The sequence below is a fragment of the Scandinavium sp. genome (assembly GCF_032012665.1).
In the GTDB taxonomy this organism is placed as follows: Bacteria; Pseudomonadota; Gammaproteobacteria; order Enterobacterales; family Enterobacteriaceae; genus Scandinavium.
This window is the reverse complement of sequence record NZ_DALZVG010000002.1, coordinates 199,284-214,576: the sequence shown is the minus strand read 5'-3', so window position 1 is coordinate 214,576 and position 15,293 is coordinate 199,284. Positions and strand designations below refer to the sequence as shown.

11 protein-coding genes and 2 tRNA genes (1 of these 13 only partly in view) are annotated in these 15,293 nt (G+C 55.0%); 6 read left to right on the top strand and 7 right to left on the bottom strand.

Annotation, left to right across the window (positions count from 1 at the left end):
• Window positions 1–5 precede the first annotated feature (5 nt).
• The gene (gene alaC / locus RTU33_RS02915; protein ID WP_312625163.1) at window positions 6–1,244 is read right to left on the bottom strand and encodes an alanine transaminase; all 1,239 of its coding nucleotides are present in this window, start codon (window positions 1,242–1,244) and stop codon (window positions 6–8) included.
• A 387-nt stretch (window positions 1,245–1,631) separates the two neighbouring features.
• Between alaC and RTU33_RS02910 the strand changes: the two genes are divergently transcribed.
• Together RTU33_RS02910 and RTU33_RS02905 are read left to right on the top strand one after the other, a co-directional pair.
• Window positions 1,632–3,329, top strand: coding sequence for a sensor histidine kinase (locus RTU33_RS02910; protein WP_312625161.1), 1,698 nt, complete (start codon window positions 1,632–1,634; stop codon window positions 3,327–3,329).
• Between the two features lie 9 nt (window positions 3,330–3,338).
• Window positions 3,339–4,073, top strand: coding sequence for a LytTR family DNA-binding domain-containing protein (locus tag RTU33_RS02905; protein WP_312625159.1), 735 nt, complete (start codon window positions 3,339–3,341; stop codon window positions 4,071–4,073).
• Window positions 4,074–4,100: 27 nt separating this feature from the next.
• On the opposite strand, the gene glk is transcribed toward RTU33_RS02905, so the two are convergent.
• The gene (gene glk, locus RTU33_RS02900) at window positions 4,101–5,066 is read right to left on the bottom strand and encodes a glucokinase (protein WP_312625158.1); all 966 of its coding nucleotides are present in this window, start codon (window positions 5,064–5,066) and stop codon (window positions 4,101–4,103) included.
• 204 nt (window positions 5,067–5,270) lie between these two features.
• On the opposite strand from glk, the gene RTU33_RS02895 reads away from it, so the two are divergent.
• Window positions 5,271–6,503, top strand: coding sequence for an ion channel protein (locus RTU33_RS02895; protein WP_312625157.1), 1,233 nt, complete (start codon window positions 5,271–5,273; stop codon window positions 6,501–6,503).
• Between the two features lie 5 nt (window positions 6,504–6,508).
• On the opposite strand, the gene RTU33_RS02890 is transcribed toward RTU33_RS02895, so the two are convergent.
• Window positions 6,509–8,173, bottom strand: a complete 1,665-nt coding sequence (locus tag RTU33_RS02890; protein ID WP_312625156.1) for a thiamine pyrophosphate-binding protein — start codon at window positions 8,171–8,173, stop codon at window positions 6,509–6,511.
• 174 nt (window positions 8,174–8,347) lie between these two features.
• Between RTU33_RS02890 and mgrA the strand changes: the two genes are divergently transcribed.
• Window positions 8,348–9,346, top strand: a complete 999-nt coding sequence (mgrA, locus tag RTU33_RS02885) for an L-glyceraldehyde 3-phosphate reductase (RefSeq protein ID WP_312625154.1) — start codon at window positions 8,348–8,350, stop codon at window positions 9,344–9,346.
• 124 nt (window positions 9,347–9,470) lie between these two features.
• A complete protein-coding gene (locus tag RTU33_RS02880; RefSeq protein ID WP_312625153.1) occupies window positions 9,471–9,809 on the top strand; it encodes a DUF2502 domain-containing protein in 339 nt (112 codons plus the stop codon).
• 78 nt (window positions 9,810–9,887) lie between these two features.
• Here RTU33_RS02880 and RTU33_RS02875 read toward each other — a convergent pair whose 3' ends face one another.
• The gene (locus RTU33_RS02875; protein WP_312625151.1) at window positions 9,888–11,126 is read right to left on the bottom strand and encodes an Nramp family divalent metal transporter; all 1,239 of its coding nucleotides are present in this window, start codon (window positions 11,124–11,126) and stop codon (window positions 9,888–9,890) included.
• A 345-nt stretch (window positions 11,127–11,471) separates the two neighbouring features.
• Here RTU33_RS02875 and nupC point away from each other — a divergent pair, with 345 nt between their 5' ends.
• A complete protein-coding gene (gene nupC / locus RTU33_RS02870) occupies window positions 11,472–12,674 on the top strand; it encodes a nucleoside permease NupC (RefSeq protein ID WP_312625149.1) in 1,203 nt (400 codons plus the stop codon).
• 46 nt (window positions 12,675–12,720) lie between these two features.
• On the opposite strand, the gene RTU33_RS02865 is transcribed toward nupC, so the two are convergent.
• The 3 genes from RTU33_RS02865 to RTU33_RS02855 all read right to left on the bottom strand — a co-directional run.
• Complete coding sequence (locus RTU33_RS02865; protein WP_312625148.1) at window positions 12,721–14,901, bottom strand: EAL domain-containing protein; 2,181 nt, start codon at window positions 14,899–14,901, stop codon at window positions 12,721–12,723.
• A 222-nt stretch (window positions 14,902–15,123) separates the two neighbouring features.
• Window positions 15,124–15,199, bottom strand: a tRNA-Ala gene (locus RTU33_RS02860).
• 41 nt (window positions 15,200–15,240) lie between these two features.
• A tRNA-Ala gene (locus RTU33_RS02855) sits at window positions 15,241–15,293 on the bottom strand (it continues 123 nt past the right edge of the window).

Sequence of the window (15,293 nt, the reverse complement as noted above, 5' to 3'; positions counted from 1 at the left end):
TGATATTACTCAGCGTCTTCCGTCGCCGCTTTACTGGCCGCAGGAAGCAAACCGTCGGCACGGAACATCGCCTTAATGCCGCGAATGGCCTGGCGAATGCGGTCACGGTTTTCGATCAGCGCGAAGCGCACGTGCGTGTCGCCGTAATCACCGAAACCAATTCCCGGCGAGACGCAGACTTTCGCCTCATGCAGCATTTTTTTCGCAAACTCCAGCGAGCCCATGGCCGCGTACTGTTCCGGAATTTTCGCCCAGACGTACATCGATGCCTTCGGCATCTCCACCATCCATCCGGCTTCGTGCAGACCTTTTACCAGCACGTCGCGACGGCGTTTATACTGTGCGGCGATATCACGTACGCACTGCTGGTCACCTTCCAGGGCGGCAATGGCCGCCACCTGTAGCGGCGTGAAGGTCCCGTAATCGTGATAGCTTTTGATGCGCGCCAGCGCGTTAACCAGCACCGGGTTGCCGACCATAAAGCCGATACGCCAGCCTGCCATATTGTAGCTTTTGGAGAGCGTGAAAAATTCCACTGCGACGTCCTTCGCGCCCGGCACCTGCATAATTGACGGCGCTTTCCAGCCGTCATAAACGATGTCGGCATAGGCCAGATCGTGCACCACCAGCACATCGTAGCGCTTCGCAAGCTCGACCACTTTCTCGAAGAAGTCCAGCTCGACGCACTGCGCGGTCGGGTTCGACGGGAAGCCGAGGATCATCATTTTCGGCTTCGGGTAGCTTTCACGGATGGCACGTTCCAGCTCGTTGAAGAAATCAACGCCCTCCACCAGCGGCACTGAGCGCACCTGCGCGCCCGCTATCACCGCACCGTAGATGTGGATCGGGTAGCTCGGGTTCGGCACCAGCACGGTATCGCCGTGATCCAGCGTCGCCAGCATTAAGTGTGCGAGCCCTTCTTTCGAACCAATCGTGACGATAGCTTCACTTTCCGGGTCGATCTCCACGTTGTAGCGCTCCTGATACCAGTGCGAAATCGCCCGGCGCAGACGCGGTATACCGCGGGAGGTGGAATAGCCGTGGGTGTCCGGGCGCTGGGCCACGGTGACAAGTTTTTCCACGATGTGCGGCGGGGTTGCACCGTCAGGGTTCCCCATGCTGAAGTCGATGATATCTTCGCCACGCCGACGCGCAGCCATCTTCAGCTCAGCGGTGATGTTGAAAACGTAAGGGGGAAGCCTGTCGATACGGGTAAAACGGCGTTCAGGTTTGAACTCAGCCATAGATTCCTCGGATAACGTGAGCGCCCGGACCGTCCGAGCGACGCTGCCACCTGTGTGGCATTCACGAAAATAACCTGATTTTTTTCCCGCTGTCGAGAGGGCCGTGCAAAAATAGTTCAGCGGCATGAAATGAGGAAATACTTATTAAGACGCACAAACCCTTTCAGCCTCTTTTCCTTTCTACAGCTAATTTTAATTTACATAACAACATCAACTGATTTACCTGAAGAGATCGCCTGACGCCCTAGTCACCTGTACTGTCAGGGCACGCTCTTTAATCCCCTTTTAAAATTGCGTCTTTTCCTCGTTCCCTGTTCAGCGTGATTGCTGGCTATCCCCGGCGAGGTTTTTTATCATATTCCTTTCAGTGATACCCACGGCGTACCCATGCACGAAATCTTAAACATGCTGTTGGCGGTCTTCGATCGCGCCGCCCTGATGCTGATCTGTTTGTTTTTCCTCATCCGCATCCGACTGTTCCGCGAGCTGCTGCACAAATCAGCCCACACGCCAAAAGAGCTGCTGGCCGTGACGGCGATCTTCTCCCTGTTTGCGCTGTTCAGCACCTGGTCCGGCGTGCACGTTGAAGGTTCACTGGTGAACGTGCGCATTATTGCGGTGATGTCCGGCGGCATCCTTTTCGGTCCTTGGGTCGGCGCTATCACTGGCCTGATTGCCGGGACGCACCGTTACCTGATCGACATCGGCGGCGTGACCGCGGTGCCCTGCTTTATCACCAGCATAGTTGCCGGGCTGCTCTCAGGCTGGATCAACGTAAAAATCCCCAAAGCGCAGCACTGGCGCGTGGGGATCCTCGGCGGGATGCTGTGTGAAACGCTGACCATGATCCTCGTGGTGCTGTGGGCACCAACCATGGCTTTGGGTATTGATATCGTGTCAAAAATTGGCGTACCGATGATCCTCGGCAGCGTCTGCATCGGCTTTATCGTACTGCTGGTGCAGAGCGTCGAAGGCGAGAAAGAGGCCAGCGCCGCGCGCCAGGCGAAGCTGGCGCTGGACATCGCCAACAAGACGCTACCGCTGTTCCGTCACGTCAACAGTGAATCCCTGCGCCAGGTGTGCGACATCATTCGCCAGGATATACACGCCGATGCGGTAGCCATTACCGACAACGACAAAGTACTGGCCTACGTGGGCGTTGGCGAAGCCAACTACAAGCACAACGATCCCGGGATAAGCCCGCGTACCAAACAGGCACTGCGCGAGGGCAAAATCATTATTCGCAATGACGACGAAGCCTGGCGCACGCCGGAGATCCATTCGCTGCTCATCATTCCGCTTTGGGAAAAGGGCATCGTCACCGGCACGCTCAAAATTTATTACCGCCACGCGCACCAGATAACGTCTTCATTGCAGGAGATGGCGGTCGGTCTGTCGCAGATTATCTCCACTCAGTTGGAGGTTTCGCGCGCCGAGCAATTGCGCGAAATGGCAAATAAGGCAGAACTGCGCGCGCTGCAAAGCAAAATCAATCCCCATTTCCTGTTTAACGCCCTGAACGCGATTTCATCATCGATTCGCCTCAATCCGGACACCGCCCGGCAGCTGATTTTCAACCTGTCACGCTATCTGCGCTATAACATTGAACTGAAGGACGATGAGCAGATCGACATCCGTAAGGAGCTGTACCAGATCAAAGACTATATCGCCATCGAGCAGGCACGATTCGGCGACAAGCTGACGGTGATTTACGACATCGACGACGAAGTGAACTGCGTGATTCCAAGCCTGCTGATCCAGCCGCTGGTGGAAAACGCCATCGTTCACGGCATTCAGCCGTGCAAGGGCAAAGGGGTGGTGACCATCAGCATTACCGAAAGCGGAAACCGCGTGCGCATCAGCGTGCGGGATACGGGGCACGGCATCGATCCGGCGGTAATCGCGCGGGTGGAAGCCAACGAAATGCCGGGAAATAAAATTGGGCTGCTGAACGTTCACCACCGGGTGACGCTGCTTTACGGTGAAGGGCTGCATATTCGCCGCCTCGAGCCCGGCACCGAAATTGCGTTTTACGTGCCGAACCAGCGTGCCCCCGTTGCGACACCTGTCAGCCTGCTCTCATAAGGACGTTGTATGAAAGTCATCATTGTTGAAGATGAAGTGCTGGCCCAGCAGGAGCTGACCTGGCTGATTAAAGAGCACAGTGAGATGGAGATCGTCGGCACGTTTGATGATGGGCTGGACGTGCTGAAATTTCTGCAGCACAACCGCGTCGATGCCATTTTTCTCGACATCAACATTCCCTCTCTCGACGGCGTGCTGCTGGCGCAGAACATCAGCCAGTTCGCGCACAAACCGTTTATCGTGTTCATTACCGCCTGGAAAGAGCATGCGGTGGAAGCCTTTGAGCTGGAGGCCTTCGACTACATTCTGAAACCGTATCAGGAGTCGCGGATTGTCACGATGCTGCAAAAGCTGGAAAACGCCTGGCAGTTGCAAAACGGAAGCGGAAACCCACCTGGTAGCCCACAGCGGGAAAACGACACCATCAATTTAGTGCGCGATGAGAAGATTTTCGTCACGCCAATTAACGATATCTATTACGCCGAAGCGCACGAGAAGATGACGTTTGTCTATACCAGGCGCGAATCCTGGGTCATGCCGATGAACATTACGGAGTTTTGCAGCAAGCTGCCCGCCGCGCATTTCTTCCGCTGTCACCGCTCCTACTGCGTCAATCTCAACAAAATCCGCGAGATAGAGCCGTGGTTCAATAACACCTACATTCTGCGATTAAGGGATCTCGATTTTCAGGTACCGGTAAGCCGCAGCAAAGTGAAGGAATTCAGGCAGTTGATGAAGCTGTAAAAAAGGCGCCGTTGGCGCCTTTTTTTGTCAGAGAACCTGACCTAACGTCTGACGCAGATGCGCTCCGGCACCGGTTAAGCCTGGGTTATCATGCACAATCAGAAACACCGGGATATCCTGCACGTAAGATTTGAAACGGCCTTTGTCCTCAAACCCGCCGCGGAAGCCAGAGGCTTTGAAGAACTCCAGGAAGCGAGGCACGATACCGCCAGCGATGTAGACGCCGCCAAAGGTGCCGAGGGTCAGCGCAAGGTTGCCGCCAAAACGCCCGAGGATCACGCAGAACAGCGACAACGCGCGACGGCAGTCGGTGCAGGAACCGTCCAGCGCACGCTCGGTCACGTCTTTTGGCTGTATATTTTCCGGCAGGCGGCCATCCGCTTTAACAATGGCGCGGTAAAGATAGACCAGGCCCGGGCCAGACAGCACGCGTTCGGCGGAAACATGGCCCAGCTCGGTGCGCAGCTCCTGAAGGATAATCCCCTCTTCTTCGCTGTTTGGCGCGAAGTCGACATGACCGCCCTCACCAGGCAGGCTAACCCAGCGTTTGTCGACATGAACCAGATGCGCCACGCCAAGCCCTGTTCCTGCGCCATAAACGGCAATCGGCTTGCCTTCCACCGGTTCGCTGCCGCCGAACTGAATCAGATGCTCTTTTTTCAGCATCGGAATCGCCATCGACACGGCGGTAAAATCGTTGATGATTTCCAGATGGGTAAAGCCCAGATTATTTTTCATCTCCTCGATGGAAAACGCCCAGGTGTGGTTAGTCATTGCCACCCAGTCGCCGGTTATCGGGCAGGCAATCGCAATGCAGCCCTCTTTAACGTCCACCTTCAGTTCATCAAGATAGACACGCACCACCGCTTCCAGGCTTGGGTAATCCAGACCGGAATAGGTTTTTGCCTGAGAAATCTCACCGCTGGCCAGATCGCACAGCGCCAGACGGCAGTTGGTTCCGCCCACATCCCCGGTTAATGCAAACTTTGTCATTCTGTTACGGCTCCGCTAAAGTCAGAATAAGTCTTTGGCACACTGTAAATTCATGCAGGCATAACAACAACGACCAACGCAACAGCGCCCGCGATTTATCGATCCCGGTCACACTATAACTTTACCGTTTCAGCACCAATTGCAATGAAGCTCTTGTCCTTCAACGGCAAAGTGTTGCGCGCTCAGTGTAAAAAGGAAATCACCATGCTCCATCCGCGAGCCAGAACCATGCTTTTATTATCGGTTCCCGCCCTGATTATCGGTATCGCCTCCAGCCTGATCCTGGTGGTGACGATGAAAATTGCCGAACTGTTACAACAGTTTCTCTGGACTACGCTCCCGACAAGCCTGGGGGTTAACGTCGATTCGGGCCTGTGGATTATCCTGATGCTCACCGCCACCGGCCTGGCGGTAGGACTGGTTATCCGCTTTAGCCCCGGTCATGCCGGGCCCGATCCGGCAACGGAGCCCTTAATCGGTGCGCCCGTGGCGCCTTCTGCTCTGCCCGGCCTGATTCTGGCGCTGATTCTTGGTCTGGCGGGCGGCGTAAGCCTGGGCCCGGAACACCCTATCATGTCGGTGAACATTGCGCTGGCGGTTGCACTCGGCGCACGCGCCTTTCCTCGCGTAGGGGCGATTGACTGGACCATCCTTGCAGCCTCCGGCACGATTGGCGCGCTCTTCGGCACGCCCGTTGCGGCGGCGCTGATTTTTTCACAAATGCTGAGCGGCTCCGATGATGTCCCTCTCTGGGACCGACTGTTCGCGCCGATGATTGCAGCAGCCGCCGGCGCCTTAACCACCAGCCTGTTTTTCCATCCGCAGTTTTCCCTGCCCGTCGCGCATTACAGCCAGATGCGGCTGGTGGACATTTTCAGCGGGGCCGTTGTCGCCGCCATCGCCATTGCCGTCGGTATGGTGGCCGTCTGGTGTCTGCCTCGCCTGCATGCGCTGATGCACAGGCTAAAACATCCGGTACTCATTCTGGGAATTGGGGGCTTTTTACTGGGGATTTTGGGGGCATTTGGCGGCCATATTACCCTGTTTAAAGGGCTGGATGAGATGCACCAGCTTGCCTTCAGCCAGACGCTGAGCGCATCCGATTACATGGTTATCGCCATCACGAAGCTCGCGGTTCTGGTGATTGCCGCAGCCAGCGGTTTTCGCGGCGGGCGTATTTTCCCGGCAGTGTTCGTGGCGGTTGCGCTCGGTTTAATGCTTCACGCGCACGTGGACGCGGTCCCGGCAGCCATCACCATTTCCTGTGCGATCCTCGGACTGATGCTGGTGGTGACCCGCGACGGCTGGCTGAGCCTGTTTATGGCCGCCGTCGTCGTGCCGGACACCACCCTGCTGCCGCTGTTGTGCATCGTCATGCTGCCCGCCTGGCTGCTGCTGGCGGGCAAACCGGTAATGATCGCCAGACCGCCCCGCTAATCTGTTTACTGAGGAGTACTGTTGCGGGCCTCCAGCGCCTGGGTTACGGCCCGCAGCAGCTCAGGGATCTCCTGCTTCGGCAGCACCACCTCCACAAAGCTCAGCCGCTGACGACGAGCGGCCAGCTCCAGCACTTCACGAAGCTGAACCGTCTCCGTTACCCGCCAGCTTTCAGCCTGACAGTTCAGGCTAAGCGCCTGGGGCAGCTGCGTCCAGTTCCACGATGCGATATCGTTGTAGCGCTGCTCCGGCCCGTGAATGGCCCGTTCAACCGTGTAACCTTCATTGTTCAACAGCAGGATCAGCGGCTTCTGGCCATCGCGTAGCATTGAGCCCAACTCCTGTATCGTCAACTGTGCGGCCCCATCCCCTACCACCAGCACTACACGCCTTTCCGGAGCAGCCGTTTGCGCACCAAACGCGGCAGGAAGCGTAAAGCCAATCGACCCCCACAACGGCTGAACGATCAGCATCGCATCTTCAGGCAACCTCAGCGAGGCTGCACCAAATGCCGCGGTGCCCTGGTCCGCGAGAATAATATCTCCCGGCAGTAGCGCATCCTGCAAAGCCTGCCAGAAGCTATTTTGCGTCAATATGCCGCTGGATTTTGCCGCGGGCAGTGCCGCACGGGGCTCCGGAACAAGCCAGTTTGCGGAAAGTTCGGCACACAGTGCCTGTAAGGCCCGCGCCGCCTGTTCGATCGGCAATCCGCTGAACCAGCGCGCGCCGACGCGAGCGGCATTCGGCTGAAGCTCAATGGTTTTTGCCTGCGGTAGCACTTGAGTGAACCCGGCGGTAATGGTGTCGGTAAAGCGGGTACCAATGCACAGTATGGCATCGGCGTCCTCGATGGCGGCCCGTGTTTTCTCATCGCTGGCCGCGCCGCTGTATGTCCCGACGAATCCGTTCTGATGCTCATCCAGCAGCCCTTTGCCCATGAGTAACGTGGCATTGGCCAGCGGCTGAGCGCTGACCCAGCTTCTGAGCATTGGCTGAAGGCCATAGCGCTGAGCCAGAAAATCCGCCAGCAGCGCAACGCGTTTGCACGGCGTCAGCATCTGCCGCGCCGCAGCAAGAAATGCCGACATCGCGTTATCATCCACATACTCAGGCAAAAGCGTGATAGCGTTTACAGGCGCGGTAGCAGGTGCTTTTGCAACATCCGCTGGCAGCATCAGATAAGCCGGGCGACGTTCGGTCAGCATTTCCCGCAGCACCCTATCAATTTCCTGGCAGGCGTTGCTGACCGTCAGCTTCGCACGGGCCACGCTCACCGGAATACTCATCTCAAAAAAGTGGCCGAAATCGCCGTCGCCAAGCGTGTGGTGCAGCATTTCCCCGCGCTGCTGGCTGCCCGAGCCCGGCGCACCGACAATATGTAAAACAGGTACATACTCGGCGAAACTCCCTGCGATGCCGTTCAATGCGCTCAATTCCCCGACGCCGTAGGTTGTCAGCAGCGCACCCGCGCCATGCACTCTTGCATAACCATCTGCCGCATAGGCAGCATTCAGCTCATTCGCGCAACCCACCCAGCACACGCTGGGGTGATCGATGACATGATCGAGAAACTGCAAATTGTAATCACCCGGAACGCCAAACATATGGTCAATACCGCATCCGGCGAGACGATCCACCAGATAATCCGCGATTGTGTATGTCGATTGCATAGCCATCTTCCTGTCGCCGCATAGATATTCTGAGTATTAGAGATGCACGGAGTCTGTCCAGAAGCATAAGAATTTCGTAGTGGAAAGCAGAATTTACAGAATTCAGGAGTGTACCTGCGGAACAACATTGATTAGTGTAAACGCATACACACCCTGTCCCTACTGGAGGTTTTGATGGTTTATCAGGCAAATCCGGCACGCTATGAGACGATGACGTATCACCGCTGCGGCCGGAGCGGACTGAAGCTCCCGGCGATTTCGCTCGGCCTGTGGCATAACTTTGGCGATGAAACCTTAGTGGAAACCAGCCGCCAGTTGCTGCGCCATGCCTTTGACCTCGGCATTACCCATTTTGATCTGGCCAACAACTACGGCCCGCCACCGGGTTCTGCGGAGAGCAATTTTGGCCGCATTTTGCGCGAAGATTTTTTGCCATACCGCGATGAACTGATCATTTCCAGCAAAGCGGGTTACACCATGTGGGATGGGCCTTACGGCGACTGGGGCTCCCGCAAATATTTAGTGGCGAGCCTCGATCAGAGCCTGAAGCGCATGGGGCTTGAGTACGTAGATATTTTCTATCATCACCGCCCGGATCCCGATACGCCGCTTGAAGAAACGATGCGTGCTCTGGACCACGTGGTACGTCAGGGCAAAGCGCTGTACATCGGGCTTTCCAACTACCCTGCCGACCGCGCCCGCGAAGCGTTTGCGATTTTGCAGGATCTCGGTACGCCTTGCCTGATTCACCAGCCGAAGTATTCAATGTTCGAGCGCTGGGTAGAAAACGGCCTGACAGACTTATTACGGGAACAGGGCGTGGGTTCCATCGCCTTTTCCCCGCTGGCGGGTGGCCAGCTGACGGATCGCTATCTGAACGGTATCCCTGCGGATTCCCGCGCCGCCAGCGGCAGCAAGTTCCTGAGCGCCGATCAGATTACCGATGAGAAAGTGGAGAAGGCACGTAAGCTCAATGAAATTGCCGCGAAGCGAGGGCAAAAGCTGTCACAAATGGCATTAGCCTGGGTACTGCGCGAAGACAGAATCACCTCCGTACTGATAGGGGCCAGCAAAACGGCACAGCTTGATGATGCCGTCGGTATGCTTAGCAATCGTCATTTTTCGCCACAGGAGATCGCCGCCATCGACGCAATCCTTGCCGGTTCAAAATAGCAGCAACTTTAGCAAAAAATGCTGTCTCCTGGCGATTAGGAGTTGGCCGATGCAGCCTGTTTGTAACACCTCGTAATATTGCGTTAACAGGCCGAAAAAGGCTCGATCGTAAGGAGACAGACACATGTTCAGGTCACTGATTCTGACAGCACTATTGCTGGCAACGGCCCCGCTGGTTGCCAATGCAGGCGAAATCACCCTGGTGCCATCCGTAAAATTACAAATTGGCGATCGTGATAATTACGGGAATTACTGGGACGGCGGCCGCTGGCGCGACCACGATTACTGGCGTCGTAACTATGAATGGCGCAATGCCCGCTGGCACCGTCATGACAACGGCTGGCACCGCGGTTGGGAAAAGCGTAATGCCTACGAACGCGGCTACCGTGAAGGCTGGAATGACCGCGACGATCATCGCGGTGGCTGGGGTCGCGGCCGGGGTGGTCACGGCCATCATCACTAAATATCTTGCCCGGTGGCGCTAAGCTCATCGGGCCTACAGCCGTACCGGAACACGTTTACAGGCCCGCGCCGCCGGGCCTTACAACTCCAGCAACGTTCCCACCAGCAACCAGCCATTCAGCGCGACGACGAGCACCACAATCACCCAGCCCGTACGTTTCACCAGACGAGTGTTGACCAGATCGCCCATCAGCTTTTGATCGCTGGTAAATAACAGCAGCGGTACCAGCGCCAGCGCGATCCCGAAGCTCAGCAGAACCTGGCTCATCACCAGAATACGGGTCGGATCGAGTCCCATCATAATCACCACGAACGATGGCAGCATAGTGATCGCCCGGCGGAACCACAGCGGAATATGGAAGCGGATGAAGCCCTGCATCACCACCTGCCCGGCCAGTGTGCCCACCACCGTGGATGAAAGCCCGGCGGCAATCAGGCTCAGGCCGAAAATCGTTGCCGCGGCGTGATTCAGCAACGGCTCCAGCGTCAGGTAGGCCTGGTCCAAATCGGCGATACCCGTGTGGCCGTTAAAGTGGAATGCCGCTGCGGCCGTCGCCATCATCGCCAAATTCACAAAACCAGCAATCGTCATGGCTATCGCTACATCCCAACGGGTGGCATTGTAACGCTCCTGCCTCGTGCCACCGTGCAGATGCTGAGTCAACGATGAATGCAGATAGATCACGTGCGGCATAATGGTTGCACCCAAAACGCCCGCCGCCAGAAACACGGCTTCAGACGTTGGCAGAGAAGGAATAATCATTCCTTTCGCCAGCGGCGCCATTGCCGGCTGCGAGAAAATCAGCTCAACAATATAGGCTGCGGCAACGAACAACAGCAGGCCGCCAATGACTTTCTCCAGCGGCTTTTGCCCCCGACGCTGTAACATCAGGATCAGGAACGTCGCAATACCTGTCAGCACCGCCCCCTGCAACAGTGAAATCCCCAGAATCAGCTTGAAACCAATCGCCGCACCAATGAATTCGGCCAAATCGGTGGCCATGGCGATAATTTCAGCCTGCACCCAGTAGAACCAGACCAGCGGACGCGGATAGTGGTCGCGAATTTGTTCGGCGAGATTTTTACCGGTGGCGATACCCAGCTTGGCGGAGAGGACCTGAATGAGCATCGCCATCAGGTTTGCCCAGACCACCACCCAAAGCAGCTGGTAACCGTAGCTCGCCCCCGCCTGAATATTGGTGGCAAAGTTACCCGGATCGATATAGCCGATGGCAGCAATGAACGCAGGCCCCATTAATGCAAGCCGCATCTTGCGCGCTGCGCGACTGCTGCTACTCTCAACGCGACTGTTTGTCATTTTCTGCCTCTGAAATATAGCCTTTGCTATGTTTTATGTTATCAAAATGAGAATGATTATCAAGTTCATTTAGCGAGGTGATAATGATTTCTCTGATAGACAGGAACGATAGCCGTGTTGAGCCATGTTAGTGGAATGGGAGACCGCCAGGTCGCCTCTTAGTCAGACTAGTACAAAAAGGTAACTTTTAACACCCTTACATAACATAACAGAAATGTATGGTTGATCACCTTTTTTGAGATCGCTCACAGGTTCTAACTATAGTGCGGCGCAGATCTCGTTTTCTTTTATCTTGTTGCATAGAATGTGCACGGAAATTTAACCTGCCTCATATTTGGAGCAAATATGGACCGCGTCCTACACTTTGTCCTCGCGCTTGCCGTGGTTGCGATTCTGGCTTTGCTGGTTAGTCATAACCGTAAAGAAATCCGCATCCGCTATGTTATTCAGTTACTTGTTATTGAAGTCCTGCTGGCCTGGTTCTTCCTGAACTCAGATATCGGCCTTGGCTTTGTGAAAGGATTCTCCGAGATGTTCGAAAAACTTCTCGGTTTCGCTAATGAAGGGACAAATTTCGTCTTCGGTAAAATGAACGATGAAGGCCTGGCATTCTTCTTCCTGAAAGTGCTCTGCCCAATCGTCTTTATTTCCGCTCTGATTGGTATTCTGCAGCATATCCGTATTCTGCCGATTGTGATTCGCGCGATCGGTACCGTGCTGTCTAAAGTCAATGGAATGGGCAAACTGGAGTCGTTCAACGCGGTCAGCTCTCTGATTCTCGGCCAGTCTGAAAACTTCATCGCCTATAAAGACATTCTCGGCAAAATGTCGCGCAACCGCATGTACACCATGGCGGCAACCGCGATGTCTACCGTCTCCATGTCCATCGTCGGCGCTTACATGACTATGCTGGAACCGAAGTACGTGGTTGCGGCGCTGGTACTGAACATGTTCAGTACCTTTATCGTTCTGTCACTCATCAACCCGTACCGCGTTGAGCAGAGCGAAGAGAACCTGCAGATGTCCAATCTGCATGAAGGTCAGAGCTTCTTCGAAATGCTGGGCGAGTATATTCTTGCTGGCTTCAAGGTCGCGATCATCGTTTCTGCGATGCTGATTGGCTTCATCGCACTTATCGCTGCACTGAACGCCCTGTTCGCCACCGTGACCGGCTGGTTCGGCCATAGCATCTCCTTCCAGGGTATTCTGGGCTACATCTTCTGGCCAGTGGCCTGGGTGATGGGCGTGCCTGCCAGCGAAGCGCTGCAGGTCGGCAGCATCATGGCGACGAAAATGGTGTCCAACGAATTCGTTGCCATGATGGATCTACAGAAAATTGCCAGCACGCTCTCCCCGCGCGCAGAAGGTATTCTCTCCATCTTCCTGGTCTCCTTCGCTAACTTCTCTTCCATCGGGATTATTGCCGGTGCGATTAAAGGCCTGAACGAAGAACAGGGCAACGTGGTTTCCCGCTTCGGCCTGAAGCTGGTTTACGGTTCTACGCTGGTGAGCGTGCTGTCCGCATCCATCGCGGCACTGGTTCTGTAAGTTTCTGAACCTCATACAGCAAAAAGCCGGGTTCGCCCGGCTTTTTTTATGCCCTCAGTTCCTCAAGCGGGCGAGGTTTGCCCATCAGATAGCCCTGCAAATAGTCAACGCCCATCTCGTAGAGCAACTTACGCTGCGCTTCGGTTTCCACAAACTCTGCCACCAGCGTCAGGTTTTTTACCTTCGCCAGTTCGCAAATCGACTTGACGATCATCGCATCAACCGGATCGGTGACGATATCGCGCACGAAGCAGCCGTCAATTTTAACGATATCCGCCTCGAGGCTTTTCAGGCGTTCGTAGTTGGCATAACCCGTTCCGTAATCATCAATGGCAATCTGGCAGCCGTATTCACGCAAGCGCCGGATATTGAGCATACTGATTTCTGAGCTGGAAAAAGCCTGCTGTTCGGTAATTTCAAGCACCACCAACGAGGGGGAAATCTCATACCGCTTAAAGAGCGCAATGATTTTATTGGCACTCTCTTTTTGCATCAGAGTGACCGGCATCAGGTTTACGGAGAAGCGCTCACCCGGCAATGTTTTCATGGCGCGGAACAGGGTTTCCACGACCTGCAGGTCAAAGCGCTCACTCAGGTTGAACTGAGCAATCACCGGAATGAACCGATCGGGGGTAATGACTTTGCCCTCCCAGACCATGCGGGCCAGGATTTCATGGTAACGATCACCTGATTCGCTGACGATGGGCTGGGCATAGAGCCGCACCCCACCTTCAGCCAGCGCTTTCTTAACGCGGCTCAGCTGGAGAACACGCTCAGTGGTGTTGTCAGAAACCGTCGCCAGGCTGTTATTGAGAGCCAGCACTCGACGAGCCGCGCAGGCCTGTTCGGATAGCCAGCTTAGTTGCCCTAACTTGTGATGCAGTGCCTCTCCTTCACCATCAATCACGCCCCAGGCCGCGCCGAATTCAAGATCCAACGCATCGCCCTGCCAGTTGAACGTCTGGCTATTGAGGAAATCGACGATATAAGAAAGCCTCGCTGCCGTTTCGGAACCGTAAAGCACGAGCAGCAGCTCGCTGCCAGGCAGCTGGAAAAGTTTCTCATCACGCCCTAACAACGGCTGCAAATCCCGGGTAACCATGCGTTTGCAGTGAACGCGCATCATCATGCCGTAATGGCGGCTTAAAAATTCAAGATTATCCATCCGCAAACAGCAGACGTTCACATGAGGATGGGTGTCGAGATAGCTTTCAAACGCGCGCAGATTAGGCAGACCCGTCAAAGGATCCTGCAACGCCTGGCTTTGCCATTTACGCTTAATGAGATTGCTGCGCCCCTGAATTCGCGCCATGTGTAGCATGCAGATGGTGAAAGAGATGAGCACCGACAGAACAAACGACAGCGCATACTCCGTGTTCACGCCCTGCAAAAAGTTGCGATTGTAAGCCACGAGGAAAAACGCGCTGATGCCCCAGAGCAGGCATATAAGCGGATAACTGAAGCGGTTGATAACGAGGAAAAAGAGAATAAAGATGACCGGCACCAGATAACCAGCAATGTAATCTGATTCAAACGGCGCACAGAGCGTGATCAGCAGCGCCGTCAGCACAATCAGCCAGTTCACGGTAAACAGCCACTGCTGGCGAGCGAAAACGAGTCGTATATGACGCTGCCAAAAAGTTCGCGCAAAGCGTGGGTTCAGGATCATTCGCAGCGGATAGTAAAACAAGTACGTAAAAATGAGCGCGGCGCAGATCAGGCTCTGAATATCCACCAGGCTGTACACCACTGAACTGGGGATGAAAAAACCGGATACCGAGACAGGAAAATTGAAAAAATGCCCGGCCAGGTACATTGCGCCTTTCATCACCAGCGGCGCAAAAAAGCAGGCCCAGAAGATCCGAATGCCCATGCTGCCGTTGGATAAACCAAAACGCCACCGCGCTCCCAGGCGCCAGCGCAGGATCTCACAGGCAAGGATCGGGGCGAACAGTTGGCAAACAAGCAGCACCAGGCTTTGTGGAAAAGGTAACGGCAGCAGCCAGGCGTTAGTTAAAGCGAATGCGAGGAGCAGCGGAATTATCGCATATCGGCCAAACAGCAGCAGCATCGACAAAATCACGCTAATCGGCAGCCATGCGAGGTACAAATTATTGCCATCAATTCCCGTTTCTGGCGAAAGCAACCGTGAGAAAGGAAGCGAGAAGAGACTCAAGACTAGCGCCAGCAGAAACTTTTTGGCAGAAGCATTTTTTTTCAACATCATGATTATCTGGAGAAGATTCCTGCTGAACATGTAGCGATAACAGGGGAATATTATGTTTATTAATTGAGCGAAGCAAGTTTCCCGGACAAGAAATGTCTTAATGTTTATATGGAATTTAAAAAAGAGAAATATATCCAAGAAGCGTAGACGCTTTCAGGCTGATTCACGAATATCTCAGGTGCTAAAAAGCAAAAACCCCCGCCGGAGCGAGGGTCTGAATTTTGGTGGAGCTAAGCGGGATCGAACCGCTGACCTCCTGCATGCCATGCAGGCGCTCTCCCAGCTGAGCTATAGCCCCACAATGTGCTGTTACGTTCCAAATCTGTTGGGTGCAGAATTTGGTGGAGCTAAGCGGGATCGAACCGCTGACCTCCTGCATGCCATGCAGGCGC